General features: G+C 71.0%; 25 protein-coding genes. 9 read left to right on the plus strand and 16 right to left on the minus strand.

Annotated features, from left to right (window positions below; genetic code table 11):
• Positions 1-3: 3 nt before the first annotated feature.
• Both ACTOWL_RS12585 and ACTOWL_RS12590 read right to left on the minus strand, forming a co-directional pair.
• Positions 4-687: a pyrimidine 5'-nucleotidase gene (locus ACTOWL_RS12585; protein ID WP_441321572.1), complete on the minus strand. Its 684-nt coding sequence runs from the start codon at positions 685-687 to the stop codon at positions 4-6.
• Positions 688-689: 2 nt separating this feature from the next.
• Positions 690-1,289: a septation protein A gene (locus tag ACTOWL_RS12590; protein WP_441321573.1), complete on the minus strand. Its 600-nt coding sequence runs from the start codon at positions 1,287-1,289 to the stop codon at positions 690-692.
• Between the two features lie 205 nt (positions 1,290-1,494).
• On the opposite strand from ACTOWL_RS12590, the gene ACTOWL_RS12595 reads away from it, so the two are divergent.
• Positions 1,495-2,985 (plus strand): MDR family MFS transporter, encoded by a 1,491-nt coding sequence (locus ACTOWL_RS12595; protein WP_441321574.1) that lies wholly within the window; start codon positions 1,495-1,497, stop codon positions 2,983-2,985.
• A gap of 155 nt (positions 2,986-3,140) precedes the next feature.
• Here the strand turns inward: ACTOWL_RS12595 and ACTOWL_RS12600 are convergent, their stop codons facing one another.
• From ACTOWL_RS12600 to ACTOWL_RS12615, 4 genes are all read right to left on the minus strand, one after another.
• Positions 3,141-3,980, minus strand: a complete 840-nt coding sequence (locus ACTOWL_RS12600) for a carbohydrate ABC transporter permease (protein ID WP_441321575.1) — start codon at positions 3,978-3,980, stop codon at positions 3,141-3,143.
• A gap of 9 nt (positions 3,981-3,989) precedes the next feature.
• Positions 3,990-5,099 carry a carbohydrate ABC transporter permease gene (locus ACTOWL_RS12605; protein WP_441321576.1) on the minus strand — a complete coding sequence of 370 codons (1,110 nt, stop codon included), beginning with the start codon at positions 5,097-5,099 and terminating at the stop codon, positions 3,990-3,992.
• Between the two features lie 66 nt (positions 5,100-5,165).
• On the minus strand, positions 5,166-6,443 hold the full coding sequence (locus ACTOWL_RS12610; protein ID WP_441321577.1) for an ABC transporter substrate-binding protein: 1,278 nt from the start codon (positions 6,441-6,443) through the stop codon (positions 5,166-5,168).
• Between the two features lie 131 nt (positions 6,444-6,574).
• Positions 6,575-8,215 carry an alpha-glucosidase family protein gene (locus tag ACTOWL_RS12615; protein ID WP_441321578.1) on the minus strand — a complete coding sequence of 547 codons (1,641 nt, stop codon included), beginning with the start codon at positions 8,213-8,215 and terminating at the stop codon, positions 6,575-6,577.
• A 131-nt stretch (positions 8,216-8,346) separates the two neighbouring features.
• Between ACTOWL_RS12615 and ACTOWL_RS12620 the strand changes: the two genes are divergently transcribed.
• Positions 8,347-9,432, plus strand: coding sequence for a LacI family DNA-binding transcriptional regulator (locus tag ACTOWL_RS12620; protein ID WP_441321579.1), 1,086 nt, complete (start codon positions 8,347-8,349; stop codon positions 9,430-9,432).
• 119 nt (positions 9,433-9,551) lie between these two features.
• Here the strand turns inward: ACTOWL_RS12620 and ACTOWL_RS12625 are convergent, their stop codons facing one another.
• The gene (locus tag ACTOWL_RS12625) at positions 9,552-10,622 is read right to left on the minus strand and encodes a glycosyltransferase family 4 protein (protein WP_441321580.1); all 1,071 of its coding nucleotides are present in this window, start codon (positions 10,620-10,622) and stop codon (positions 9,552-9,554) included.
• A 299-nt stretch (positions 10,623-10,921) separates the two neighbouring features.
• Between ACTOWL_RS12625 and ACTOWL_RS12630 the strand changes: the two genes are divergently transcribed.
• The 4 genes from ACTOWL_RS12630 (at position 10,922) to ACTOWL_RS12645 (ending at position 15,304) form a co-directional block, all read left to right on the plus strand.
• Positions 10,922-12,715, plus strand: coding sequence for an ABC transporter ATP-binding protein (locus ACTOWL_RS12630; protein ID WP_441321581.1), 1,794 nt, complete (start codon positions 10,922-10,924; stop codon positions 12,713-12,715).
• 78 nt (positions 12,716-12,793) lie between these two features.
• On the plus strand, positions 12,794-13,807 hold the full coding sequence (locus tag ACTOWL_RS12635) for a D-cysteine desulfhydrase (RefSeq protein WP_441321582.1): 1,014 nt from the start codon (positions 12,794-12,796) through the stop codon (positions 13,805-13,807).
• Positions 13,804-14,385, plus strand: coding sequence for a DNA-3-methyladenine glycosylase I (locus ACTOWL_RS12640; RefSeq protein ID WP_441321583.1), 582 nt, complete (start codon positions 13,804-13,806; stop codon positions 14,383-14,385). The genes ACTOWL_RS12635 and ACTOWL_RS12640 overlap by 4 nt, the downstream gene beginning before the upstream one ends.
• 31 nt (positions 14,386-14,416) lie before the next feature.
• Entirely contained in the window at positions 14,417-15,304 is an 888-nt protein-coding gene (locus tag ACTOWL_RS12645; protein ID WP_441321584.1) for a fatty acid desaturase, read from the plus strand.
• A gap of 6 nt (positions 15,305-15,310) precedes the next feature.
• On the opposite strand, the gene ACTOWL_RS12650 is transcribed toward ACTOWL_RS12645, so the two are convergent.
• Positions 15,311-16,207 (minus strand): LysR family transcriptional regulator, encoded by an 897-nt coding sequence (locus tag ACTOWL_RS12650; RefSeq protein ID WP_441321585.1) that lies wholly within the window; start codon positions 16,205-16,207, stop codon positions 15,311-15,313.
• Positions 16,208-16,315: 108 nt separating this feature from the next.
• Here ACTOWL_RS12650 and ACTOWL_RS12655 point away from each other — a divergent pair, with 108 nt between their 5' ends.
• The gene (locus ACTOWL_RS12655; protein ID WP_441321586.1) at positions 16,316-17,317 is read left to right on the plus strand and encodes an aldo/keto reductase; all 1,002 of its coding nucleotides are present in this window, start codon (positions 16,316-16,318) and stop codon (positions 17,315-17,317) included.
• Between the two features lie 16 nt (positions 17,318-17,333).
• Here ACTOWL_RS12655 and ACTOWL_RS12660 read toward each other — a convergent pair whose 3' ends face one another.
• Positions 17,334-18,233 (minus strand): LysR substrate-binding domain-containing protein, encoded by a 900-nt coding sequence (locus tag ACTOWL_RS12660; RefSeq protein ID WP_441321587.1) that lies wholly within the window; start codon positions 18,231-18,233, stop codon positions 17,334-17,336.
• 102 nt (positions 18,234-18,335) lie between these two features.
• Between ACTOWL_RS12660 and glyA the strand changes: the two genes are divergently transcribed.
• Together glyA and ACTOWL_RS12670 are read left to right on the plus strand one after the other, a co-directional pair.
• On the plus strand, positions 18,336-19,652 hold the full coding sequence (glyA, locus tag ACTOWL_RS12665; protein ID WP_441321588.1) for a serine hydroxymethyltransferase: 1,317 nt from the start codon (positions 18,336-18,338) through the stop codon (positions 19,650-19,652).
• Positions 19,653-19,744: 92 nt separating this feature from the next.
• A complete protein-coding gene (locus ACTOWL_RS12670) occupies positions 19,745-20,167 on the plus strand; it encodes a group III truncated hemoglobin (RefSeq protein ID WP_441321589.1) in 423 nt (140 codons plus the stop codon).
• Positions 20,168-20,173: 6 nt separating this feature from the next.
• Here the strand turns inward: ACTOWL_RS12670 and ACTOWL_RS12675 are convergent, their stop codons facing one another.
• From ACTOWL_RS12675 to ACTOWL_RS12705, 7 genes are all read right to left on the minus strand, one after another.
• On the minus strand, positions 20,174-20,419 hold the full coding sequence (locus ACTOWL_RS12675) for a hypothetical protein (protein WP_441321590.1): 246 nt from the start codon (positions 20,417-20,419) through the stop codon (positions 20,174-20,176).
• A 96-nt stretch (positions 20,420-20,515) separates the two neighbouring features.
• Entirely contained in the window at positions 20,516-21,085 is a 570-nt protein-coding gene (locus tag ACTOWL_RS12680) for a hypothetical protein (protein ID WP_441321591.1), read from the minus strand.
• On the minus strand, positions 21,076-21,711 hold the full coding sequence (locus ACTOWL_RS12685; RefSeq protein ID WP_441321592.1) for a lysophospholipid acyltransferase family protein: 636 nt from the start codon (positions 21,709-21,711) through the stop codon (positions 21,076-21,078). Before ACTOWL_RS12685 ends, ACTOWL_RS12680 begins: the two co-directional genes overlap by 10 nt.
• 7 nt (positions 21,712-21,718) lie before the next feature.
• Positions 21,719-22,651 carry a phosphatidate cytidylyltransferase gene (locus ACTOWL_RS12690; protein WP_441321593.1) on the minus strand — a complete coding sequence of 311 codons (933 nt, stop codon included), beginning with the start codon at positions 22,649-22,651 and terminating at the stop codon, positions 21,719-21,721.
• Positions 22,648-23,256, minus strand: coding sequence for a CDP-alcohol phosphatidyltransferase family protein (locus ACTOWL_RS12695; RefSeq protein WP_441321594.1), 609 nt, complete (start codon positions 23,254-23,256; stop codon positions 22,648-22,650). The genes ACTOWL_RS12690 and ACTOWL_RS12695 overlap by 4 nt, the downstream gene beginning before the upstream one ends.
• A 75-nt stretch (positions 23,257-23,331) precedes the next feature.
• Complete coding sequence (locus tag ACTOWL_RS12700) at positions 23,332-23,661, minus strand: YnfA family protein (RefSeq protein ID WP_441321595.1); 330 nt, start codon at positions 23,659-23,661, stop codon at positions 23,332-23,334.
• Positions 23,658-24,158, minus strand: coding sequence for a CinA family protein (locus tag ACTOWL_RS12705; protein ID WP_441321596.1), 501 nt, complete (start codon positions 24,156-24,158; stop codon positions 23,658-23,660). Before ACTOWL_RS12705 ends, ACTOWL_RS12700 begins: the two co-directional genes overlap by 4 nt.
• Positions 24,159-24,173: the final 15 nt, after the last annotated feature.

A 24,173-nucleotide genomic window follows, 5' to 3' on the forward strand; every position in this document is an offset into this window, starting at 1 on the left:
CGGTTAGAGAGTCCGCCGCGCCGCGGCCACGGCGGCCAGCCACTCCGCGGTGTCGTCGACGGCGATGTCGATATGGCCGTCGCCTGGCAAGGGCTGGCCCCAGTCGGATGGGGTGCGCACCCACACCGTGGTCATGCCCAGCTGATGCGCCGGCAGCAGGTTGCGGGCCATGTCCTCGACCATCACCGTCGATCGCGGCGCCAGGCGGTAGCGGTCCAGCATCGCGCGGTAGGGGCCGGGATCGGGCTTCGGCACATAGTCCGCCGCGACGATGTCGAAGATGCCGTCGAACTGCGACACCACGCCGAGCCGGGCCAGCACCCGCTCGGCATGGCGGACCGAGCCGTTGGTGAACACGATCTTGCGGCCCGGCAGGTCAGCCAGCGCCGCCGCCAGGGTCGGGCTCGGCCCGATCGCCGAGATGTCGATGTCGTGGACGAATTCCAGGAACGGGCCGGGGTCGATCTCGCGTTCGTTCATCAGCCCGCGCAGGGTGGTGCCGTAGTCGCGGAACAGCCGCTTCTGCAGCGCCTTGGCCTCGGCCTCCGGCAGGTCGTAATGCGACCGGATGTACTCGCCCATGCGCCGGTCGATCTGGGCGAACAGGTTGCTGCGGGCGGGGTAGAGCGTGTTGTCCAGGTCGAACACCCAGTGCTCGACATGGCGCAGGGGATCGGCCGGCTGCACGGTCAGTCCGCCGTCTTGACCTGGTGCCGCATCAGGAGCGGCATCTGCGCCATGGCGAAGACCAGGGTCAGGGGCAGGATGCCGAACAGCTTGAACCCGGCCCAGAACTCGGTCGAGAAGCTGCGCCAGACGATCTCGTTGACCGCCGCCAGCACGATGAAGAACACCGCCCAGCGCCAGGTCAGGCTGCGCCAGCCCTGGTCGTTCAGCTCGAACACCGAGCCCATCATCAGCTTCAGGAAGTTGCGGCCGGTGGCCAGGCCGGTGAACAGGATCGCCGCGAACAGCAGGTTCACCACGGTCGGCTTCAGCTTGATGAACAGGTCGTTCTCGAGCCACAGCGTCAGCCCGCCGAAGATCAGCACGAAGACGCAGCCGACCATCGGCATGATCGGCCAGCGCTTCTCCAGCCGCACCGACAGCACCACCGCCACCACGGTCGCTACCATGAACACCGCGGTCGCCGGCATGATGCCGGCCGCCTGGTTGGCGATGAAGAACAGCAGCAGCGGCCCGGCCTCGAGCGCGAGGCGCAGGAACGGGGCCTTCTCGGGCTTGGCGACGGCCTGCGTGTCGGCCCGCGGCTGGGTCTGGTCGGTCATGGCCGCACCCTAGACGAAGTGCTGTCCCCGGGAAACCGCGATCGGCAGGGTGCGACGCCGGATCTGCGTCCATGCCGGGCGACGATGGCAGCACTGCCGACAGCGCTCTTGTACGACAAGTGCCGCGAGCGAAGGTTAGGGGGCTCGGGGCGCTTCGCCGCCGCCGGCCCCTTACACTCGGCCCCCGCCTTCGGAACGCCGCATCATGTCCGCACACAGTCCGGCGGTCGCCGCCCCGGCGCCGCTCGACCACGCCACCGTCCGTTCGATCATCATCGGCATCATGCTGGCGATGCTGCTGGCGGCGCTCGACCAGACCATCGTGGCCACGGCGCTGCCGACCATCGGGCAGGAGCTCGGCGACGTCGAGCACCTGTCCTGGGTGGTCAGCGCCTATCTCCTGGCCGCCACCGCGGTGACCCCGCTCTACGGCAAGTTCAGCGACATCCACGGCCGGCGCATCACGCTGCTGGTCAGCATCAGCGTGTTCATCGTCGGCTCGGTCGCCTGCGCCCTGGCGCCGACCATGCTGGCGCTGATCCTGGCCCGGGCGCTGCAGGGGCTGGGCGGCGGCGGGCTGATCTCGCTGGCCCAGACCATCATCGCCGACGTGGTCTCGCCGAAGGAGCGCGGGCGCTACCAGGGCTACATCGCCAGCGTCTTCGTCACCTCCTCGGTGGTCGGGCCGGTGCTGGGCGGCCTGATCGCCGATCACCTGCACTGGTCGGTGATCTTCTGGATCAACCTGCCGCTCGGCCTCGGCGCCTTCTGGATGGTCTGGGGCGCGCTGCGCCGCCTGCCGCGGCACGACCGCCGGCACAAGCTCGACATGCTCGGCGCCGTGCTGATGGTCGGCGCCACCGTGGCGGCGATGCTGGCCCTGACCTGGGGCGGCACCCGCTACCCCTGGGATTCGGCCGAGATCCTCGGCCTGTTCGTCGGCTCGCTGGTGCTGTGGGGGCTGTTCGCCGCGCGCCTCTTGACCGCGGACGAGCCGCTGATCCCGCTGGCGGTGATGTCGAACCAGGTGGTCGGCACCGGCACCGCCGCCGCCTTCTGCGTCATGGGCAGCTTCATCGGCCTGTCGATCTATGTGCCGGTCTATCTCGAAGGCGTGGTCGGCCTGTCGGCCAGCAATTCCGGCCTGGCGCTGATGCCGCTGATGGCCGGCACGGTGACCGGCGCCAACATCGCCGGCCGCTTCATGGCGCGGATGACCCATTACAAGCGCACGCCGCTGGTCGGGCTGGTGATCGCCGCGGCGGCGCTGGTCGGGCTGGCCGCCTATCCGGACGGGCTGCCGCTGTGGCTGGTCGAGGTCGCGCTCGCCGCCATCGGCCTCGGCCTCGGCACGGTGCTGCCGGTCACCACCATCTCGATCCAGAACGCGGTGGCGATGCACCAGCTCGGCACCGCCACCGGCTGCATGAACTTCTTCCGCTCGCTCGGCAGCGCCATCGTCGTCGCCGGCTTCGGCGCCATCGTGCTCGGCGCCATCGGCGGCGACGGCCGGTCGCCCGAGAACCTCGGCGATCTCACCCCGGCGATGCGCGACGGGCTGGTCGGCGCCTTCCACTGGATGTTCCTGGCCGCCGCCGCCGGCCTCGTCCTCGGCTTCCTGGCGCTGCTGCTGATGGAGGAGCGGCCGCTGCGCAGCGGCGCGGCCCAGCACGCCAAGGAAGCGCTGGTCGAGTGAGGTGAGGGAGCCACACCGCCGGATCGTCTCAGAATTGAGGACGATTGTCCTTTCCAGGCGCGGCCGCTGCGCATAGGATCCTAGTCTTCCAAACCGACCTGTGCATCGCATCCCGGCGCCGCTTCCCAAGCGCCGGGATGCATTTCCGCAATCCGCTACCCCTTCACCGCGCCGGCGGTGAGGCCGGAGACGATGCGGCGCTGGAAGATCATCACCAGGATGATCAGCGGCACGGTCACCACCACCGACGCCGCCATGATGTTGCCCCAGGGGATATCGAACTGGGTGGCGCCGGAGATCAGCGCGATCGCCACCGGCACCGTCCGCACCTCGTTGGTCAGGGTGAAGGTCAGGGCGAACAGGAACTCGTTCCAGGCGGCGATGAAAGCCAGCAGGCCGGTGGTCGCCAGGGCGGGGCCCAGCAGCGGCAGGAACACCCGGACCAGGATCTGCCACGGCCTGGCGCCGTCGACGATCGCCGCCTCCTCCAGCTCGCGCGGCAGCTCGCGGATGAAGGTGGTCAGCACCCAGACCGAGAAGGGCAGGGTGAAGATCATGTAGCTGAGGATCAGCGAGCCGAGCTGGTTGTACAGGCCGGCCCAGCGCACCAGCTCGAACAGCCCGGTCAGCACCGCCACCTGCGGGAACATCGACACCGCCAGGGTCAGCATCAGGATGGTGCTGCGGCCGCGGAACCGCACCCGGCCCAGCGCATAGGCGGCGCTGACCGACAGCGCCAGGCAGATCAGCACGGTCGACCCGGCGACGATCAGCGAGTTGACGATGTTGGTCAGGAAGGGCTGCTCGCGGAACACGCTGACATAGTTGTCGATGGTCGGCGAGGGCGGCACCAGGTCGGTGCCGAACAGCTGCTGGCCGCTCTTCAGCGACGAGATCACCGCCCAGTAGAACGGGAACACGGTGTAGACGATGATCGCCGCCACCAGCACGTAGAACAGCGTGCGGCCGACGCGGCGCTTGGATGCTCTGGTCATGGCCGCCTCCTATTTGTCGAAGCGCACGCGACCCGCCACCATCCACAGGGCGGCGAGCACGGCGATGATGAGGAACAGCAGGGTCGAGGCGGCGGAGCCGAAGCCGACATTGCCGAAATCGATGCTCTGCTGCCGGGCGAAGACCGACATGCTCATGGTGTTGATGCTGTTCGAGGTCAGCACGTAGATCAGGTCGAACACCCGCAGCGAGTCGAGCGCCCGGAACAGGATCGCCACCATCAGCGCCGGCCAGATCAGCGGCAGGGTGATGCGGGTGAAGACGCGCCAGGGCCGGATGCCGTCGACCTTCGCCGCCTCATACACCTCGCCCGGCAGCATCTGCAGCGCGGCCAGGATCAGCAGCGTCATGAACGGCGTGGTCTTCCACACATCGACCGCGATCACCGAGGCCAGCGACAGGCTGGGGTCGGCGGTCCAGGCGATGCGGGTCGAGATCACGCCGAGCGACAGCAGCACCTCGTTGATCACGCCGTACTGGTCGTTCAGCATCCAGCCCCACATCTTGGCTGAGACGATGGTGGGGATGGCCCAGGGGATCAGCACCGCGGCGCGCAAGAGTCCCCGCCCCGGCAGATGGGCGTTCAGCGTCATGGCGATGACGAGGCCGAGGATGGTCTCGATCGTGACCGAGACCACGGTGAACAGGATGGTGTTCCAGGCCGACCGCCACCACACCGGGTCGACCAGCAGCCCCTGCCAGCTGAAGATGCCGCTGGTGTCGACGTCGTAATCGACCGGCTTGTTCTGGTCGATGTCCCAGAACTTGCCCTCCTCCGGCTTCCACACCAGGTTGGTGCCCTTGGGGTCGTAGAACACGTAGTAGCCGCCCAGCTCGGCGTCCCAGTCGGCCCGGTTCGGGCCGTAGAACAGGTAGTTGTCGAAGCCGACCAGGCGGATCGGCTGCTCGGCCTTCAGCGTCGCGTCGGTGAAGCTCAGCGCGATGGTCCGCACCAGCGGCCAGCCGGCGACCAGCGCCAGCACCACCAGCATCGGGATCAGGAACAGCCAGGCGGCGCGGATGCGCTGCCGGCTGAGCTTCGAGGCGGTGTCGGCGGCGGCGCGCGCGGCTGGGGCCGGGGTCGAGGTGGCGACGGTCATGGGGGCCTCCCCTGGTTCGTTGACGGGGCGGAAGGGCCGGCAGGCAACGCCCGCCGGCCCGGTCCCCTACCAGCGGCCGCCGCGGCTCAGCCGGTTCAGGTCCTTCTGCAGCTGCGCCAGGTTGGTGGCGCCGTCGCCCTGCTTCGACAGGGTGTTGTGGACCGCGTTCCAGAACAGGGTGGAGACCTCGTTGTAGCGCTCGCCGGTGATCGCCGAGGGGCGGGCCACCGCGCCCTCGAACGCGGTCTTGAGGAGGGCGAAGAAGGGCTGGGCCTTCAGTACGTCCGGGTCGTCGTACAGCGCCGGGATGGTCGACTGGAAGGCGCCGACGATGGCCCGGCGCTTCTGCTCGTCCTTGCCGGTCAGGAAGGCGACCAGGTCGGCCGCCTCCTTCGGATGGGCCGAGTATTTCGACACCGCCAGCTGCCAGCCGCCGAGCGTCGCCGCGACCCGCGCGCCGTCGCCGTCGCCCTTCGGCAGGGCCGCGGTGCCGACCTTGCCCTTGACCGGGCTGTCGCCCGAATTGACCAGGCCGTAGGCATAGGGCCAGTTGCGCATGAAGGCGGCGTTGCCGGACTGGAACACGCCGCGGGCGTCCTCCTCCATGTAGTTCAGCACGCCGTCGGGCGCGATGGTGCCGACCCAGGAGGCGGCGAGGTCCAGCGCCTTGGCCGCCTGCGGGTTGTTGACGGTGATCTTGCCATCGCCGCCGACGATGGTGCCGCCGCCGAAGCTGACGATCCATTCCAGCGCGTCGCAGGTCAGGCCCTCATAGGCCCGGCCCTGGAAGACGAAGCCGAAAAACCGGTCGTTGCCGGCCTGGCGCTCGCCGTCCTGGATGGTCTTGGCGGTCTCGGTCAGCTCGGCCCAGGTCGCGGGCACCTTGAGCTTGTATTTGTCCAGCAGGTCCTGGCGGTAATACAGCAGCCCGGCATCGGTGAACCAGGGCAGGGCCAGCAACTGGCCGTCGCGGGTCAGGCCCTCGATGATTCCCGGGAAATGCTGGTCGATCGTGGCCTGGTCGACATAGGGCTTCAGGTTGACGAAGTGGCTGCCCAGGATGCCGGGCCAGACCACGTCGATCTGGAACACGTCGATGTCGCTCGACTGGGCGGTCAGGATCTGCTGGTAGAGGGCGAGCTGGTCCGAGGTCGATTGCGGGGCGGCGACGACCTTGACCGTGTTCCCGGTCTTCGCCTCCCACGCCTTGGCGCCCTCCTGGCACTGCGCCTGTTCGGCGCCGACCGAGCCGCAGGCGATCGCGACCGTGACCCCTGCCGCCTGTGCGGCGGTGCCGGCCAGGATCAGGGCCAGTGTGAGGGGAAGGATTGCGCTCCTCGACATGGTCTCCTCCTTGTGGTTTTGGCCGCGGGGGAGACCGGCGCGCCCCCCGCGTGCTTATCTTGGGGCAAAGGGTGACTCGCCAGGCCGGCCTCTGGCGAGTCGAAATGAATTTAGTCTTGCACCGAACGTCGTCAGGCCGCGCTGCGTTCCGCCTCCGCCGCCTCGGCCGCCAGGGCGCCGAAGAAGGCGGCATAGGGCGGCAGCGCCACCCGGCCATTGTCCAGCCGGGCGCCCAGCCCGGGCGCGTCGGTCGGCGCGATCTCGGCCGGCGGCGCGGTCCAGATCCGGGTCTCGCCGGTCAGGTTGAAGACGCAGAGGATGCGCTCGTCCTCCAGCCTCCGTTCGAAGGCCAGCACGCCGTCGGCGGTGTCGAGGAATTTCAAAGAGCCCGAGGCGAAGGCCGGGCGGCTGCGGCGCCAGCGCAGGAACTGCCGGGTGAAGGCCAGGGTCGACTCGGGGTCGTGCTGCTGCGCCCCGGCGGCCAGGCGGCGATGCGCGTCCGGCACCGGCAGCCAGGGCTCGGCGGTGGAGAAGCCGGCCTGTGGCGCCTCCGCTTCCCATGGCATCGGGGTGCGGCAGCCGTCGCGGCCCTTGTAGTCCGGCCAGAAGGTGATGCCGTAGGGGTCCTGCAGCTTCTCGTACGGCACCTCGGCCTCGGGCAGGCCCAGCTCCTCGCCCTGGTACAGGAAGGCGGTGCCGCGCAGCGAGGTCAAGAGCGCGATCAAGAGGCGCGCCAGCCGCGGGTCGGCCGCGGCCCCGCCCCAGCGCGACGGCACGCGCTTGACGTCGTGGTTGGAGAAGGCCCAGGACGGCCAGCCGTCGGTGGTCGCCTGCTCGAAGGCGATCAGCGCGGTGGCGATATGCGCCGCGCTGAAATTCTCGTTCAGCAGGCTGAAATTATAGGCGGTGTGCAGCAGGTCGGCCTGGACGTATTCGGCGGTCCGGCCGATCGGGTCGTCGTCGCCGATCTCGGCCACCGCCATCCGGTCCGGAAAGCGGTCCATCAGCGCCCGCAGCCGGCGCAGGAACATCAGGTTCTCGGGCTGCGACTTGTCGTACAGATGCAGCTGCATGTAGTAGGGGTTGTCCGCCCGGTCGTCCCCGGTCGGCGCCCGGTCGGCCGGCTTGCCCGGATTGTCCCGCAGCATGCGGTCGTGCATGTAGAAGTTCGCGGTGTCCAGGCGGAAGCCGTCGGCGCCGCGCTGCAGCCAGAACTCCAGCGCCGCCAGCACCGCCTCCTGCACCTCGGGATTGTGCAGGTTCAGGTCGGGCTGCTGGGTCAGGAAGTTGTGCATGTAGTACTGGCGCCGGCGGGTGTCCCACTGCCAGGCCGAGCCGCCGAAGATCGACAGCCAGTTGTTCGGCGGGTTGCCGTCCGGCTTGGCATTGGCCCAGACGAACCAGTCGGCCTTGGGGTTGTCGCGGCTGGCCCGGCTCTCGCCGAACCAGGGGTGCTGGTCCGAGGTGTGGCTGATCACCTGGTCGATGATCACCTTCAGCCCCAGCGCATGCGCCTTCTCGACCAGCCGGTCGAAATCGGCCAGCGTGCCGAACATCGGGTCGACGTCGCAGTAATCCGAGACATCGTAGCCGAAGTCCTTCATCGGCGAGGTGAAGAAGGGCGAGATCCAGATCCCATCGACGCCGAGATCGGCGATGTAGTCGAGCTTGGCGGTGATGCCGGCCAGGTCGCCGATGCCGTCGCCATTGGTGTCCAGGAAGCTGCGCGGGTAGATCTGGTACATCACCGCGCCGCGCCACCATTCGCGCATTCAACCCCTCCGCATGTCCCCCTGCATCCGATCCGCGATTCGCCAACCGTCGCGCTCATCTGAATGCATTCAGTTTTTACAGTATCAGAGACTTTCTTGATCGATCAAGAGGGAGTCTTTAGGGTGCCCGCATGAGTGACGGATCGGAGAAGCGGCGGGGCACCCTGCTGGACATCGCGGCGGCGGTCGGTGTGTCGCGCACCACGGTGTCGAACGCCTTCAACCGGCCGGACCAGCTGTCGAAGGATCTGCGCGACCGGATCATGGCGGCGGCCCGGGCGCTGGGGGTGCACGGGCCGAACCCGGCGGCGCGGATGCTGCGCACCGGCAAGGCCGAGGCGATCGGCCTCCTGTTCCACGAGACCCTGCCCTTCGCCTTCGACGACCCGGCGGCGGTCGGCATGCTGCGCGGCGTCGCCACCGCCTGCGAGAAGGCGCGCTCCGGCCTGCTGATCCTGCCGGCGGTGAAGAGCCCGGCCAGCCGCAGTGCCATCCACCGCGCCGCGGTCGACGGGTTCCTGGTCTACGGCTTCCTGAACGGGGCGGAGGCCTGGGCGCCGCTGCTGCGCCGCGGCCTGCCGGTGGTGGCGATCGACAACCAGGTGCCGGACGGCGTGCCCTTCGTCGGCATCGACGACCGCGGCGCCGCCCGCCGGGTGGCGCAGCATGTGGTCGGGCTCGGCCATCGCCGGCTCGGTATCATCAGTTTGGAATCGGCGGTCGACGGCTATGTCGGGCCGCTCGACGCGGCGCGGCGGCCGAAGATGACCTTCCGCACCAGCGTCGACCGGCTGGACGGCTATATCGAGGCGATCGCCGCTGCCGGCCTCGACCCGGACTCGGTGCCGGTGGAGGAGCGTCCGGCCTCGAGCGAGGCGCATGGCCGCGACGCCGCGCTGGCGCTGCTGCGCCGGGCGGAGCGGCCGACCGCGATCCTGGCGATGTCCGACCGGCTGGCGATCGGCGCGATCGAGGCGGCGCGGTCGCTGGGCCTGCGGGTGCCGGAGGATGTGTCGGTCGCCGGCTTCGACGACATCCCGCGCGCGGCTCTGGTGCGCCCGGCCCTGACCACGATCCGCCAGCCGCTGTTCGACAAGGGCGCCACGGCGGCCCGCCTGCTGCTCGACGCCGTGGCCGACGGTGGCACGATCCCGCCCGACCGCCATTTGCTGCCGACCGAGCTGGTCGTCCGCGCCTCAACCCGGGCGCCGGGGTAAGGGGGCGGGAGAGAATGAGGTTGGGTTCGCTCTCGGGCGAACCCAACCTCCCGCCGCGCGATGACACTGTTGGGTTCGCGTACCGCGAACCCAACCTTGCGGCTGTGAATGCGACCCTCTCAGTTCGCCACCGCGCGCAGCACGGCCGGCTTCTTTGGCGCCTCGACCGCCTGCAGGCCCTCGTAGATCGCGAGGTAGTCCTGGGCCATGCGGCGGGCGGTGAAGCGCTGGTCGAAGACCTCGCGGATGCGGGTGTTCGACAGCTCGGGCAGGCGCTGCACCGCCGCCACCGCGCCGATCTCGTCCTCGACGATGAAGCCGGTGACGCCCTCCTCGATCACCTCGGGCACCGAGCCGCGGTTGTAGGCCACCACCGGCGTGCCGCAGGCCATCGCCTCGATCATCACCAGGCCGAACGGCTCCGGCCAGTCGATCGGCACCAGGAGGCCGATGGCGCCGCTGAGGAAAGCCGATTTCTGTGAATCATCGATCTCGCCGATGAAGTCGACATGCGGCGACCGCGCCAGGAGCGGCTTGATCTCGGCGTCGAAATACTCCTGGTCGGCCTTGTCGACCTTGGCCGCGATCTTCAGCGTCAGGCCGCTCTTCGCCGCGATCTCGATCGCCCGGTCGACCCGCTTCTCCGGCGCGATGCGGCCGAGGAAGGCGAGATAGCCGCGCTCCGCCGGCACCGGCACCAGCAGCTGCGCCGGCAGGCCGTGATGCACCGTCGCGATCCAGCCGGCCTTCGGCATCGGCCGGCGCTGGGCGTCGGAGATCGACACCACCGGCACATGCGAGAAGGTCTCGAACATCGGGTGCAGCTCGGGCAGGTCCAGCCGGCCGTGCAGCGTGGTCACGAACGGGATGTCGCCGCGGCTGAACAGCGAGAACGGGAAATAGTCGAGATGGCAGTGGACGATGTCGAACTCGTCCGACCGCCGGTGCACCTGCTCCAGCATGTGCATATGGGGTGCGATCCAGTCGCGCACCGAGGCATCGAGCCGCATCGCCCGCGGCCAACAGGCCTCGAGCGTGGCGGAGGTCACGGAATCGCCGCTGGCGAACAAGGTGACGTCATGGCCGAGGGCGACGAGCTCTTCCGTCAGGAAGGACACGACGCGTTCGGTGCCGCCATAGAGCTTGGGGGGGACCGCTTCGAACAGCGGGGCGACCTGCGCGATTCGCATGTGGATGGAACTCCCTCCGCAGATGGGGGTTTTGTCTGACATCACCGGCGGCGCTGCGGTGCAGCAAAGCGGCGCTGCTCTTCTTCAGGTGCTTCCGCGGCAACGGGCACTCGATGACCACGACACTCGGAACGGGAAAAGGTTCCGACTCCGGTCCGACAATGTTCTGTGGGGCGCGCACAGATAGGGTGCAGTGCAGCGATGCGCTGTCGTCTGTCGGCGTGGTGCGCCAGGACTCTCGAGACGGCGGAAACGCGCCGTCCATGGTGGATGAAGACAACACAGGGGAGCTGATGGACATGACGGCGTCCACGCAGACTCGCATTCTCGAGGGATTCCGGAACCGGCCGATCGGCTTCATCCTGCATTATGTGCGGCAGGAGGCCGCATCGCATGCGGTGGTGATCGCCTCGGTCGTCGCCGCCGTCGCCTGCGGGATCGGGTCGCAATACGCGATCAAGCACCTGGTCGACGTGCTGGCCGTCGGCGCCTCCGGGGCGCTCTGGCTGGCCTACGGCCTGCTGGTCGGGCTGATCCTGGCCGACAACATGCTGTGGCGGGTCGGCGGCTGGGTCGCCGCCCGGGCCTTCGTCGGCGTCACCGGCGCGGTCCGGCGCGACCTGTTCCGGCACCTGACCGGCCACGCGCCGAGTTATTTCGCCGACCGGCTGCCCGGCATGGTGGCCGGCCGCGTCTCGGCCACCGCCAACGCCATCTTCATCACCGAGAACACCTTCTCCTGGAACGTGCTGCCGCCGGCGCTGGCGCTGGTCGGTGCGATCTGCGTCCTGGCCACGGTCGATCCGGTGATGGCCGGCACCCTGGTCGCGGCCTCCGTGGCGCTCTCGGCCTTCATCCACCACCTGGCCAAGCGCGGCGGTTCGATCCACCGCGACTACGCCACCGAGGCGGCGAAGGTCGATGGCGAGCTGGTCGACGTGATCGGCAACATGGGCCTGGTGCGGCTGTTCGGCGCCACCTTCCGCGAGCAGGCGCGGCTGGCCGACCGCATCGGGGTCGAGCTTTCCGCCCGGCAGCGCAGCCTGCGCTATATGGAGCGGCTGCAGCTGATCCACGCCGCGATCACCGGCATCCTGACCGCCGGCCTGCTCGGCTGGGCGCTCCTGCTGTGGCAGGCGGGGCGGGCGACGCCCGGCGACATCGTGCTGGTCAGCTCGCTCGGCTTCGCCATCCTGCACGGCACCCGCGACCTCGCCGTGGCGCTGGTCGACCTGACCCAGCACATCGCCCGGCTGTCCGAGGCGATCTCGACCCTCCTGGTGCCGCACGACCTGCCCGACGCGCCGCATGCCGAGCCGCTGCCGGCGCCCAAGCATGGCGGCGGCGTGCCGATCGGTTTCGCCGGCGTGCGCTTCGCCTATCCCAAGCGGGCGCCGATCCTGGACGGCTTCGACCTGCGGATCGAGCCCGGCGAGCGGGTCGGTCTGGTCGGCCTGTCCGGCGCCGGCAAGTCGACCGTGCTGACCCTGTTGCAGCGCTTCTACGATGTCGGGCTGGGGCGGATCGAGGTGGCGGGGCGCGACATCCGCGACCTGACCCAGGAGAGCCTGCGCCAGATCACCGGCGTGGTGCCGCAGGACATCTCGCTGTTCCACCGCAGCGTGCGCGAGAACATCCGCTACGGCCGGCCCGACGCGACCGATGCCGAGGTGATGGCCGCGGCCGAGGCCGCGCATTGCCGGGCGTTCATCGAGGCGCTGCCGGAGGGTTTCGACACCGTGGTCGGCGACCGCGGGGTGAAGCTCTCGGGCGGCCAGCGCCAGCGCATCGCCATCGCCCGCGCCTTCCTCAAGAACGCGCCGGTGCTGCTGCTGGACGAAGCGACCTCGGCGCTGGACAGCGAATCCGAGCGCGCGGTGCAGGAGGCGCTGGACGATCTGATGCAGGGCCGCACGGTGATCGCGATCGCCCACCGCCTGTCGACGCTGCAGCGCTTCGACCGGATCGTGGTGATGGAGGCCGGCCGGGTAATCGACCAGGGCACCCCCGCCGCCCTGGCCGCCCGCCCCGGCATCTACCGCACCCTGCTGCAACGCCAGCTCGGCCACCCGGAAGAAGCCCACGCGGCGTGAGGCGGTTCGCACCGGCCGTCCCGGCGTGATATGCAGCCGGAGGCGGCCGCCCGGGGCCGCGCCTCAGGGACGGATCCGATGCCATCGCTCGAACAGCTGCCGCGCCTCCGCCTGCAGCACGCGCCGACGCCCCTGGAGCCGCTGCCGCGGCTGACCGAGGCGCTGGGCGGCCCGCAGCTCTGGATCAAGCGCGACGACTGCACCGGCCTGGCGCTGGGCGGCAACAAGGTGCGCAAGCTGGAATTCCTGCTCGGCGACGCGCTGGCCCAGGGCGCCGACACCATCATCACCGCTGGCGGCCCGCAGTCGAACCACGCCCGCCAGACCGCGGCCGCCGCCGCCCGGCTGGGCCTCGACTGCGTGCTGGTGCTGACCGATGCGGTGGCCGGGCGCGACCCGTCCTATCACTCGAGCGGCAACCTGCTGCTCGACGAGCTGTTCGGGGCGCGCATCGAGCTGCATCCCGGCACCGCCGACCCCGATGTCGAGATGGCGCGCGTCGCCGAGGAGTGCCGGGCCGAGGGCGGCACGCCCTATGTCATCCCGGTCGGCGGGTCCAACGCGCTCGGGCTGGTCGGCTATGTCGACGCGGCGCAGGAGCTGCTGCGCCAGGGCCGCGACCAGGGCGTCGCCTTCACCCATGTCACCCTGGCCAGCGGCAGCGGCGGCACCCAGGCCGGGCTTGCGCTCGGCCTCGCCCTCGGCGGCAGCAAGGCCCCGGCGGTCGGCTACTGCATCAGCCGGAGTTCGGCGGAGCAGCGGCCGAAGGTCGCCGGGCTGGTCCAGGCCGGGGCCGATCTGCTGGGCGTGGTTCCGCCGCTGGCGCCGGAGGACCTGGTGCTGGAGGACGGCGTGGTCGGCGACGGCTACGGCCTGCCGACGGAGGGCATGGTCGAGGCGCTGCAGCTGGCCGCCAGCCGCGACGCGATCGTGCTCGACCCGGTCTACAGCGGCAAGGCGATGGCCGGGCTGATCGCCGGCATCCGCGCCGGCGGCTTCCGGCCCGACGATGTCGTGGTGTTCCTGCACACCGGCGGCACGCCGGCCCTGTTCACCTATCCCGACGCCTTCCCGATCCATTGGGGCGAATGAGCGACCCGGACCTGCCGCGCTGCGGCTGGGCCGCGGGCGGCCCGGCGATGCTGGCCTATCACGACCACGACTGGGGCACGCCGGAGCGCGACGACCGCGCCTTGTTCGAGAATCTCAGCCTGCAGGGCACCCAGGCCGGCCTGTCCTGGCGGCTGGTGCTGGAGCGGCGGCAGAACTACCAGCGCGCCTTCCACGGCTTCGACATCGCCCGCGTCGCGGCGATGACGGATGCGGAGATCGAGGTGCTGCTGGCCGATGCCGGGCTGATCCGCAACCGGGCCAAGCTGAACGCGGTGCGGACCAACGCCCGGGCGACGCTGGCGGTGATCGAGTCCGAGGGCGGCCTCGGCCGCTATCTCTGGTCCTTCGTCGGCGGCGAGCCGCTGGTCAACCGCTGGGCCGCCCATGCCGAGATGCCGGCCACCAGCGACATCTCCGACCGGATGAGCCGCGACATGAAGCGCCGCGGCTTCGTCTTCGTCGGCTCCACCGTCTGCTACTCGCTGATGCAGTCGGCCGGGCTGGTCAACGACCACATGGTCGGCTGCTTCCGGCACCCGGAATTCGGGCGGACTTGATCCCGCCCGCCGTCCGGCGCCAGGATGGCGCATGGCGGAGACCAGGGCGTTGCCGCCGGAGGCGCTGAAGGCGCTGTCCCGGCGATCGGATTTGGATGGGCTGCGGGCGCTGGCCCGGCATGCCGGGCTGATCGCGCTCGGCGTCGCCCTGGTGCTGGCGGCGCGCGGCAGCCTCTGGGTCTGGCCGGCCATGGCGCTGCTCGGCGCCGCCGAGATCTCGCTGTTCGCGCCGCTGCACGAGACCACGCACCGCACGCCATTCCGGTCGCTGTGGCTGAACCGGCTGGTCGGCTGGATCGCCGGCTTCGTCCTGGTGCTGCCGCCGGAGGGCTTCCGCCTGTTCCACATGGCGCATCACCGCCATACCCAGGATCCCGTGCGCGACCCGGAGCTGATCGGCGCCAAACCGCTGACCCGCGGCCGCTACTGGCTGATCCTGACCGGCCTGCCCTATTGGTCGAGCCAGATCCTCGGCCTGCTGCGCACCGCGGCGGGCCGCGACCGCTCGCCCTGGATCCCGGCGGCCGACCGGGCCCGGGTGGCGGCCGAGGCCCGGCTCTACCTGCTGCTCTACGCCGCGGTGCTGGCCGTCAGCCTCGCCACCGGCAGCGCTCTCGTCTTGCTGCTTTGGATCGGGCCGGTGGTGCTGGCCCAGCCGCTGCTGCGCTGGGTGCTGCTGGCCGAGCATTCCGGCTGCGTCCGCAGCAACGACCGCTGGGCCAACACCCGCACCACCCTGTCCGGGCTGGTGCTGCGCGGGCTGTTCTGGAACGCCAGCTATCACACCGAGCACCATCTGGCGCCCGGCGTGCCGTTCCACGCCTTGCCGCGGATGCACGACCTGGTCTCCGCCCGCCTCGCCGTGCTGTCGCCGGGCTATCCGGCCGCCCATGCGGAGATCCGGCGGACCCTGGCCTGATCGTCCTCAGCCCCGCTCCGCCTTGATGAAATCCACGAACACCCGCAGCGGCGCCGGCATGTGGGTGCGGCTGGGGTAGTAGAGGAAGGGGCCGGAGAAGCCCTGCCACCACTCCTCCAGCACCGGCACCAGCGCGCCGCTGTCCAGGGCCGGCCGCAGCGCTTCCTCGAACATCGCCATCACGCCCAGCCCGGCGACCGCGGCCGCGACCTCCATCTCGATCGAGGTCGCGATCATCGGCCCCTCCGGGCTGATGCGGATGACTTGGCCGTCGCGCTCGAACTCCCAGGGCGCGACCCGGCCGCTGGGGAAGCGGTGGCGGATGCAGGCATGGTCCAGCAGGTCGCGCGGATGAAGCGGCCGGCCCCTGGCCGCGAGATAGGACGGCGCGGCGGCGATGACGAAACGCTGGCGGCGCGGGCCGATCGGCACCGCGATCATGTCGCGCTCGACCCGCTCCTCGTAGCGCACGCCGGCGTCGAAGCCCCCGGCCAGCACGTCGACGAAGCTGTCGTCGCCCACCACCTCCAGCGTGATGCCCGGATGGGCCAGCAGGAAGCGGCAGGCGATCGGCGGCAGGATGTGGCGGGCGACGATCGACGGCACGTTCAGCCGCAGCGTGCCGGCCGGGCTGTCGCGAACGCTGTTGACGGCGTCGAGCGCGCCGGCGATCTCGCCCAGCGCCGGGCCCAGCCGCTCCAGCAGCCGCTCGCCGGCCTCGGTCGGGGTGACGCTGCGGGTGGTGCGGTTCAGCAGGCGCACGCCCAGCCGCGCCTCCAGCCGCCGCAGCGCATCGCTGAGCGAGGAGGCGGAGACGCTGCGCAGCCCGGCGGCGCCGCGGAAGCTGCGGGCCCGGGCCACGGCGACAAAGGCGTCCAGATCGGACAGGTCGGGGCTGCTCATCGTTCGGATTTCCGTACGGCTTGTTCGCCATTGCCCGGATTATCGCACGAAACAGGCCTCGCCATATTGCGGGATATCGAACCCCGTCCCTCCCCATCGGAGCCTGTCATGCAGTATCACCCGCTCGGCGCCACCGGCCCGCGCGTCTCCGCCCTCGGCCTCGGCGCCATGGGCATGTCCGGCATGTACGGCCCGTCCGACCGGGCCGAGAGCATCGCCACCCTGCACGCCGCGCTCGACGCCGGCATCACCCTGATCGACACCGGCGACTTCTACGGCCTCGGCCACAACGAGATGCTGATCGGCGAGGCGCTGCGGGCCAGCGCGACGCGCGACGCGGCCATCCTCAGCGTCAAGTTCGGCGGCCTGCGCGACCCGGCCGGCGGCTGGACCGGCATCGACACCCGGCCGGCGGCGCTGAAGAACTTCCTGGCCTATTCGCTGCAGCGGCTCGGCGTCGACCACATCGACATCTACCGCCCGGCTCGGCTCGATCCCAACGTGCCGATCGAGGACACAGTCGGCGCCATCGCCGACATGGTGAAGGCGGGCTATGTCCGCCACATCGGCCTGTCCGAGGTCGGGTCCGAGACGATCCGCCGGGCCGCCGCGGTGCACCCGATCGCCGACCTGCAGATCGAGTATTCGCTGGTCTCGCGCGGCATCGAGGACGGCATCCTGGCGACCTGCCGCGAGCTCGGCATCGGCATCACCGCCTATGGCGTGCTGTCGCGTGGCCTGATCAGCGGGCACTGGCAGAAGGGCAGCTTCGGCGCCGGCGATTTCCGCAGCCAGGGCCCGCGCTTCCAGGACGGCAATGTCGAGCGGAACCTCGCTTTGGTCGAGGCGCTGCGCAGTGTGGCCGAGGCCAAGGGCGTCACCGTCGCCCAGATCGCCATCGCCTGGGTGGCGGCGCAGGGCCGGGACATCGTGCCGCTGGTCGGCGCCCGCCGCCGCGACCGCCTGGCCGAGGCGCTGGGCGCGCTCGACGTCGCGCTGACGCCGGACGACCTGGCCCGGATCGAGCAGGCCGTGCCCAAGGGCGCCGCCGCCGGCGACCGCTACATGGCGGTGCAGATGGCCCATCTCGACAGCGAGAAGCGGGGGTGAGCGGCCGCGGGGGCGGTCAGCCGGCCGCCTCCGCCCGCATCCACGCCACCAGCTCCGGCATCGGCGGCGCGGCGCGCAGCCGTTCCGGCACCAGCAGGGTCAGGCGGGTCGCGGCCGGCAGGCGCGGGGCCAGCGGCGCCGCCAGCAGGCCGCGGCGGATCGGGTCCTCGACCAGCGTCGCCCGGCCGATCAGCACGCCGCCGCCCTCGATCGCCGCCTGCAGCGCCAGGCTGTACAGCGAGAAGGCGGGGCCGCGCGCCGGGTCGATGCCGGCGACCTCGGCGGCGGCCAGCCAGGCCGGCCAGTCATCGGCCCAGGCGGTGTCGCGCAGCAGCGTGTGCCGGGCCAGGTCGCGCGGCTGGTCCAGCGGCTGCGCCTGCAGCAGCGCCGGGCTGCACACCGGGAACAGCGCGTCGTCGGCCAGCACCACCGCCTCCGTCCCGGGCACCGGTGCGTCCAGGTAGAACAGCGCCAGCTCGAAGGGCTCGCGCCGCATGTTCGGCGGCTGCTCCTGCGCCGTGACCGAGACCTGCAGCCCGGGGAAGGCGGCGCGCAGCCGGGCCAGGCGCGGCGCCAGCCACAGCTGGGCCAGGCAGGGCAGGGCGGCGATGCGGATCTCCTGCCGCAGCGACGCCGCCCGCATCTCCTGCACCGCCAGCCCCAGCGCGTCGAAGGCGCCGCCCAGGGCCGGCAGCACCGCCCGGCCGCGCTCGGTCAGCCGCAGCCCCTGGGCCAGGCGGATGAACAGGGGGTAGCGCAGCCACGCCTCCAGCGCCTTGACCTGCTGCGCCACCGCGCCGGCAGTGACTCCAAGTTCCTCCGCCGCGCGCAAAAAGCTTTCGTGCCGGGCCGCGGCCTCGAAGGCGCGCAGCGCGTTCAGCGGCGGCAGGCGGGGGCGGGGCGGCTGGACGGACATGGGATCAGGCCGAGATTTTCTATGCCAGGGCGCCAGAATTCCTGCTTTGCGCCGCCGCGTCCAGCGCGCCGATGCTGGGGCATGCAAGGCAGGGAGAGGACGATGCTGGAGCGGCGGGGCTGGGTGCCCGGAGAGACCGAGGATTTCGTGCAGGCGCTGGCGCGCGACGCCGCCGGCCGCGACGCGGACTCGACGGAGGCGGAGATCGCCCGGCTGGTGGCCGAGAACCGGCGGATCCATGAGCGCGACTGCGTCAACCTGAACCCCGCCACCAACGTCATGAACCCGAAGGCCGAGGCGGCGTTGGCCGCCGGCCTGGGCTCGCGCCCGTCGCTCGGCTATCCCGGCGACAAATACGAGATGGGGCTGGAGGCGATCGAGCGGATCGAGGTGATCGCGGCGCAGCTGGCGGCCGAGGTGTTCGGCGCCCGCTTCGCCGAGATCCGCGTCGCCTCCGGCGCCATGGCGAACCTTTATGCCTTCATGGCGACGGCGAAGCCGGGCGACCGCATCATCGTGCCGCCCGGGTCGATCGGCGGCCATGTCACCCACCACCAGCCGGGCGCCGCCGGCCTGTACGGGCTGGAGATCCACGCCGCGCCGGTCGACGCCGCCGGCTACACGGTCGATCTCGACGCGCTGTGCGACCAGGCCCGCCGCCTGCGGCCGGCGCTGATCACCATCGGCGGCAGCCTGAACCTGTTCCCGCACCCGGTGGCTGCGGTGAAGGCGATCGCGGACGAGGTCGGGGCGAAGCTGCTGTTCGACGCCGCCCATCTCTCCGGCGTGATCGCCGGCGGCGCCTGGCCGAACCCGCTGGCCGAGGGCGCCGACCTGATGACGATGAGCACCTATAAGAGTCTTGGCGGCCCCGCCTCCGGCCTGATCGTCACCAACGATGCCGATCTGGCGCAGCGGCTGGACGCCATCGCCTTCCCCGGCCTGACCGCCAATTTCGACGCCGCCAAATCGGCGGCGCTGGCGATCGCGCTGCTGGACTGGAAGGCGCATGGCCGGGACTATGCCGCGGCGATGGCGGCGACGGCGAAGGCGCTGGCCGACGGGCTGGCGCAGGCCGGGCTGCCGGTGTTCGCGGCGGATCGCGGGGCCACGACCTCGCACCAGCTCGCGCTGGAGGCGGCGCGCTGGGGCGGCGGCCAGGCGGCGGCGAAGCGGCTGCGCCGGGCCAACCTGCTGGCCTGCGGCATCGGCCTGCCGATCGACCCGGTCGAGGGCGACCTCAACGGCCTGCGCCTCGGCACGCCCGAGATCGTGCGCTGGGGCATGGGCCCGGCCGAGATGCCGGAGCTGGCGCAGCTGCTGGCCCGGGCGCTGCTCGGCAACACCGAGCCGGACTCGGTGGCGGGCGACGTCACCGCCTTCCGCAGCCGCTTCACCCGGCTGCACCACATGCGGTGAGGGGGTGGGCACCGGCCCATCCGCACCTGGAAACCCAGCCCTGCGGCGATCGGCGCTGGTGCGGGTGGCGTCCGATCTGGCCTTATGTCCGCATGGATATGACGGATGCCGATTCCATCGAGCCGATCGACGAGGCGATGATCCGGACCCTGGTCCACGCCTTCTACGGTCGTGTGCGCGGCGACGCGGTGCTGGGCCCGATCTTCGCCGGGGTGATCGGCGACGACTGGGCTCCGCACCTCGCCAAGATGTGCGATTTCTGGTCCTCGGTGATGCTGCGCAGCACCCGCTACCAGGGCCGGCCGATGCAGGCCCATGCCGGCGTTTCGGCGCTGCGGCCGGAGCATTTCCCCATCTGGCTCGGTCTGTTCCGCGCCACGGCACACGAGGTCTGCCCGCCCCGGGCGGCGGCGCGCTTCATCGAGCGGGCGGAGAAGATCGCCGAGAGCCTGCGCCTCGGCGTGATGTTCCAGCGCGGCATCCTGCCGGACACCCCGGCGCGCCGCGCGGGGTGAACCGGCTCAGCGCTTCGCCGCGAGGGCCGCGATCGCGAAGCCGGCGCCGACCACGGCCAAGCCGGCGACCACGGTGACGATGGTCAGGGCGACCGAGAGGTCGCTGCCCGAGGGGCCGAACAGGGCCAGCAGGCTGGCGCCCAGCCCGGCCAGCGAGATGCCGCCGACGGTCAGCAGCGACTGCAGGTCGGACGGGCTCTTCGAAACGGCCGCAACGCTCTTCGCGCGGCCTTCGGTGCGCGACAGGTCCATGACTTTCTCCAGGCGGGCCGGCTGAGCCAACCCGCGGCTGCCGTCTCCATTATGTCAGAGGTATTGTCCCTGACATAGGGCGCCCAGGGCCCGGAGTCAGCCCCCGGCCCGCATCCAGTAGTTGCCATAGAACGCAGACCAGCCCAGCGCGGCGAGCAACAGACGCACCCGCAGCGGCTGCATCCAGCCGGGCATGGCCGGCGTCAGGGCGTGCAGGATCGCCCCGGCGCCGGCCAGGGCGAGGAAGCGCGGCAGCCGCACCAGCGGCGTCAGCAGCGCCAGCTCCCAGATCGGGACACCCAGCCCCGGCGCGCTGGCGGCGGCGATCTTGTAGGGGATGCCGGTCAGGCTAGCCAGGATCATCACCCCCGCCAGGCCGGCGGCGGAGTCGGTGCCGGCCATCATCGCCTGCAGCCGGGCGATCATGGCCGGCGTGATCGCCGGCACGGCATCGACCAGCGCCAGCGCCGTCTGCGGCGCGTGGCTGGCGAAGACCGCCAGCGCGGTGCCGCCGACCACCGCCCCGGCCGCGGCGGCGATCGCGGCGCGCAGCCCCGCCCGCCAGCCCCGTGCCAGCGCGATCAACGACACCGGCACGTCCGGCACGACGAAGAACAGGCAGGCCTCGGCCACGCCCCACAGGAAGGCGAGCCACGTCAGTCCCATTCGGAAAACCTCGTGCCCTCCACGAGCTTCGCCATCGACGCCTCCAGCGCCTCGACGAAAGCATCCGTGTCCTCCGGCCGGTCGGCCAGAGGCGGGCCGACGAAGGCGTCGCAGAAGAACGGCACCGGCAGGAAGGCGCCGCGCGGCAGCACCTTGCCCAGCCCGTGCAGGTAGACCGGCACGATCGGCACGTCGGGCCGCCGCCGGGCCAGGTGGCAGATGCCCTTCTTGAAGCGCTGCAGCCGCTCCGGCTCACCGCGCGACCCTTCGGGGAACAGGATCAGGATGCAGCCGCGGTCCAGCGCCTCGACGCAGCCGGTCAGCGGGTCCTCGCCGCGCTCCCGCGCATGCCGGTCGAACGGCAGGATGCCCATGCAGTGGATCGAGAACCAGGCCATCGCCCGGCTGCTCATGAAATAGTCCGCCGCCGCCACCGGCCGCACCTTGTGCAGGATCCGGCTCGGGAACAGCGAGGTCAGGGCCACGGTGTCGGCATGGCTGTTGTGGTTGGCGACGACGATCGCCGGCCCGGTCATCGGCAGCCGCTCCGGGTTGCGGACATGCAGCCCCACGAACAGCAGCATCAGCGGCTTGGTCACCAGCCAGTGGAACAGCAGGCGCCACATCGCAGCCTCAGTAGTAGAAATAGCGCATGAAGTGGAAGAACAGCGGCGCCGCGAAGATCAGGCTGTCGATCCGGTCCAGCACGCCGCCGTGGCCGGGGATCAGCGTGCCGGTGTCCTTGATGCCGATGTCGCGCTTGACCGCGGAAACGGTCAGGTCGCCGAAGAAGCCGCTGACCGCCATCAGCGCTCCCGCCGCCAGCGCCATGTGCAGCGACAGCGGCGACAAGAGCGGCCCGATCAGCCCGGCGACCACGGTGGTGGTGACCAGGCCGCCGACGAAGCCCTCCACCGTCTTGTTCGGGCTGACCGACGGCGCGATCTTGTGCCAGCCGAAGATCCGGCCCCAGACATACTGCGCCACGTCGTTGCCCTGGGTCAGGATCAGCAGCAGGAGGAGCAGCCCGGCGCCGCCCGGCCCGGCCTCGCCCGCCTCCGGCAGCACGAACAGATAGGCGACATGGCCGATGGCGAAGACGCACAGCATCAGGCCCCAATGCAGCGTGCCCAGCGCGCGCAGGAAGCCGGTGACCTCGCCGCGCAGCACCATCATCGCCGGCACCACCATGAACAGGTAGACCGGCACCCAGATGATGAAGAAGCCGTACTGCTCCTGCGCGATCCACCACCATTGCGTCGGGATGGCCAGGTAGGCGACCAGCAGCACCGCGCGGTCGGCCCGCCGGGTCGGCACCACCGACAGGTACTCCTTCAGCGCCAGGTAGCTCACCACCGCCAGCACCACCAGCACCGCGATCGGGTTCAAGACCAGGGCGATGCCGCCGGCGATCACGATCACCCACCAGGACCGGATGCGCAGCCGCAGTTCGGTCCAGTCCTTCTCCGGCTTGCTGCGGCGCAGGAACAGCACGGCGCCTTCCGCGACGACCAGCACGACGACCAGCGCCCCCAGCGCCCAGGCCACAGTCGGGTCGACGGTCATGCCCCGATCTCCGCCAGCGCCGCGCGGACACGGTTCAGAATGGTGAGGATCGACAGCAGCAGCAGCGCCCCCAGCACCAGCGGCATCCACAGCGCCGGGGCCAGGATCTGGAAGTAGGCGGCGACGGCGAGGGTCGAGAAGGCCAGCGCCCGGTCGGACTTGCCGAAGGGCCCGTCATAGCGCCTGCCGGCGCCGATGGTGCGCGCCGCAATGCCTGCGGCCTCGCCGATCACCGCCAGCAGCACGATCAGCACCACCAGCCAGGGCGGCGCCGGCAGCAGCAGCGCCAGCGGCAGGTACAGCGCGGCATCCGACACCATGTCGCAGACCTCGTTCAGCAGGGCGCCCAGCGGCGTCGGCCGGAAGAACTCCCGCGCCAGCATGCCGTCGATGGCGTTCAGCGCCATCCGCAGCAGCAGGAAGGGCGGGTACAGCAGCAGCAGCCAGGGCCAGCCGGTGGCGGCGACCACGAGACCCAGCAGCACCGACAAGCCGGCGGCCGCCAAGGTCACGGCGTTGGCGCCGACTCCCTTCTCGGCCAGCCGCGCGGCGGTCGGGCGCAGCAGGCCCTGGAATCTCGGCTTGATGTCGTAGAGCGACGGCATGAACCCCCCGGCCGCATCATATCCGGCCAGGATGCCGGCGCCATCATGGCGGAACCGGGGCGGAGGCTGGGCCTCTCAGGTGGCGAGGCGCCGTCCGAACAGGATCACGCCCACCCCCACCAGGCACAAGGCCGCGCCGGCCAGGTCGAAGCCGTCCGGCCGGCTGCCCTCGACCGCCCAGAGCCAGAAGAGGGAGGCGGCGATGTAGATCCCGCCATAGGCGGCATAGGCCCGCCCGGCGAAATCGGACTCCACGCGGGTCAGGGCCAGGGCGAACAGGATCAGGCTGGCCGTCCCCGGCAGCGCCCACCACGGGCTGCGGTCCAGCCGCAGCCAGGCCCAGAAGGCGAAGCAGCCGCCGATCTCGGCGAAGGCGGCCAGGATGAAGGCGAGGATCGTGGTCACGGCCGGCCGCCGTTGTCCTGGGCCAGCCCGTCCAGCAGCAGCCGCAGCAGGGCCAGGGCGAAGGCGTCCATGTTCGCGGCGCGGTCGGCGCTGCCGGTCGCCAAGGTCGCCGCCAGAGTCCGCGGGCCGCAGATCGCGATGCAGCTGTGCCCGGCGGGGTCGCCGTAGCGGTTGCCGGTGGGGCCGGCCGCGCCGGTCTCGGCGATGCCCCAATCCGCCTGGAAGCGGTCCCGCACCGTCCGCGCCAGCAGCGCCGCATAGGGCTCGGTCGACGGGCGCAGGCCGACCATCTCAGCGTCGCCGATCGCCAGCAGCGCCCGACGGGCCGCCGCGGTGTAGACCACGGCCCCGCCCTGGAAATAGGCGCTGGCCCCCGGCACGGCCAGCAGCGCGGCCGACACCAGCCCGCCGGCGGAGGATTCGGCGACGGCGATGGTCTGCCGCCGGGCGGTCAGCAGTTGCGCCGATGCCTCGGCGGCTGCGGCGATGGTGTTCATCCGGTCCTCGATCCT

Origin of the sequence: Inquilinus sp. CA228, from assembly GCF_052078665.1 — a bacterium.
In the GTDB taxonomy this organism is placed as follows: domain Bacteria; phylum Pseudomonadota; class Alphaproteobacteria; order DSM-16000; family Inquilinaceae; genus Inquilinus.

Excerpts from the sequence above, each read along its gene's own strand:
- ACTOWL_RS12590 (WP_441321573.1), bottom strand. The coding sequence starts at position 1,289 with ATGACCGACCAGACCCAGCCGCGGGCCGACACGCAGGCCGTCGCCAAG.
- ACTOWL_RS12595 (WP_441321574.1), top strand. The coding sequence starts at position 1,495 with ATGTCCGCACACAGTCCGGCGGTCGCCGCCCCGGCGCCGCTCGACCAC.
- ACTOWL_RS12600 (WP_441321575.1), bottom strand. The coding sequence starts at position 3,980 with ATGACCAGAGCATCCAAGCGCCGCGTCGGCCGCACGCTGTTCTACGTG.
- ACTOWL_RS12605 (WP_441321576.1), bottom strand. The coding sequence starts at position 5,099 with ATGACCGTCGCCACCTCGACCCCGGCCCCAGCCGCGCGCGCCGCCGCC.
- ACTOWL_RS12610 (WP_441321577.1), bottom strand. The coding sequence starts at position 6,443 with ATGTCGAGGAGCGCAATCCTTCCCCTCACACTGGCCCTGATCCTGGCC.
- ACTOWL_RS12615 (WP_441321578.1), bottom strand. The coding sequence starts at position 8,215 with ATGCGCGAATGGTGGCGCGGCGCGGTGATGTACCAGATCTACCCGCGC.
- ACTOWL_RS12620 (WP_441321579.1), top strand. The coding sequence starts at position 8,347 with ATGAGTGACGGATCGGAGAAGCGGCGGGGCACCCTGCTGGACATCGCG.
- ACTOWL_RS12625 (WP_441321580.1), bottom strand. The coding sequence starts at position 10,622 with ATGCGAATCGCGCAGGTCGCCCCGCTGTTCGAAGCGGTCCCCCCCAAG.
- ACTOWL_RS12630 (WP_441321581.1), top strand. The coding sequence starts at position 10,922 with ATGACGGCGTCCACGCAGACTCGCATTCTCGAGGGATTCCGGAACCGG.
- ACTOWL_RS12635 (WP_441321582.1), top strand. The coding sequence starts at position 12,794 with ATGCCATCGCTCGAACAGCTGCCGCGCCTCCGCCTGCAGCACGCGCCG.
- ACTOWL_RS12640 (WP_441321583.1), top strand. The coding sequence starts at position 13,804 with ATGAGCGACCCGGACCTGCCGCGCTGCGGCTGGGCCGCGGGCGGCCCG.
- ACTOWL_RS12645 (WP_441321584.1), top strand. The coding sequence starts at position 14,417 with ATGGCGGAGACCAGGGCGTTGCCGCCGGAGGCGCTGAAGGCGCTGTCC.
- ACTOWL_RS12650 (WP_441321585.1), bottom strand. The coding sequence starts at position 16,207 with ATGAGCAGCCCCGACCTGTCCGATCTGGACGCCTTTGTCGCCGTGGCC.
- ACTOWL_RS12655 (WP_441321586.1), top strand. The coding sequence starts at position 16,316 with ATGCAGTATCACCCGCTCGGCGCCACCGGCCCGCGCGTCTCCGCCCTC.
- ACTOWL_RS12660 (WP_441321587.1), bottom strand. The coding sequence starts at position 18,233 with ATGTCCGTCCAGCCGCCCCGCCCCCGCCTGCCGCCGCTGAACGCGCTG.
- glyA (WP_441321588.1), top strand. The coding sequence starts at position 18,336 with ATGCTGGAGCGGCGGGGCTGGGTGCCCGGAGAGACCGAGGATTTCGTG.
- ACTOWL_RS12670 (WP_441321589.1), top strand. The coding sequence starts at position 19,745 with ATGGATATGACGGATGCCGATTCCATCGAGCCGATCGACGAGGCGATG.
- ACTOWL_RS12675 (WP_441321590.1), bottom strand. The coding sequence starts at position 20,419 with ATGGACCTGTCGCGCACCGAAGGCCGCGCGAAGAGCGTTGCGGCCGTT.
- ACTOWL_RS12680 (WP_441321591.1), bottom strand. The coding sequence starts at position 21,085 with ATGGGACTGACGTGGCTCGCCTTCCTGTGGGGCGTGGCCGAGGCCTGC.
- ACTOWL_RS12685 (WP_441321592.1), bottom strand. The coding sequence starts at position 21,711 with ATGTGGCGCCTGCTGTTCCACTGGCTGGTGACCAAGCCGCTGATGCTG.
- ACTOWL_RS12690 (WP_441321593.1), bottom strand. The coding sequence starts at position 22,651 with ATGACCGTCGACCCGACTGTGGCCTGGGCGCTGGGGGCGCTGGTCGTC.
- ACTOWL_RS12695 (WP_441321594.1), bottom strand. The coding sequence starts at position 23,256 with ATGCCGTCGCTCTACGACATCAAGCCGAGATTCCAGGGCCTGCTGCGC.
- ACTOWL_RS12705 (WP_441321596.1), bottom strand. The coding sequence starts at position 24,158 with ATGAACACCATCGCCGCAGCCGCCGAGGCATCGGCGCAACTGCTGACC.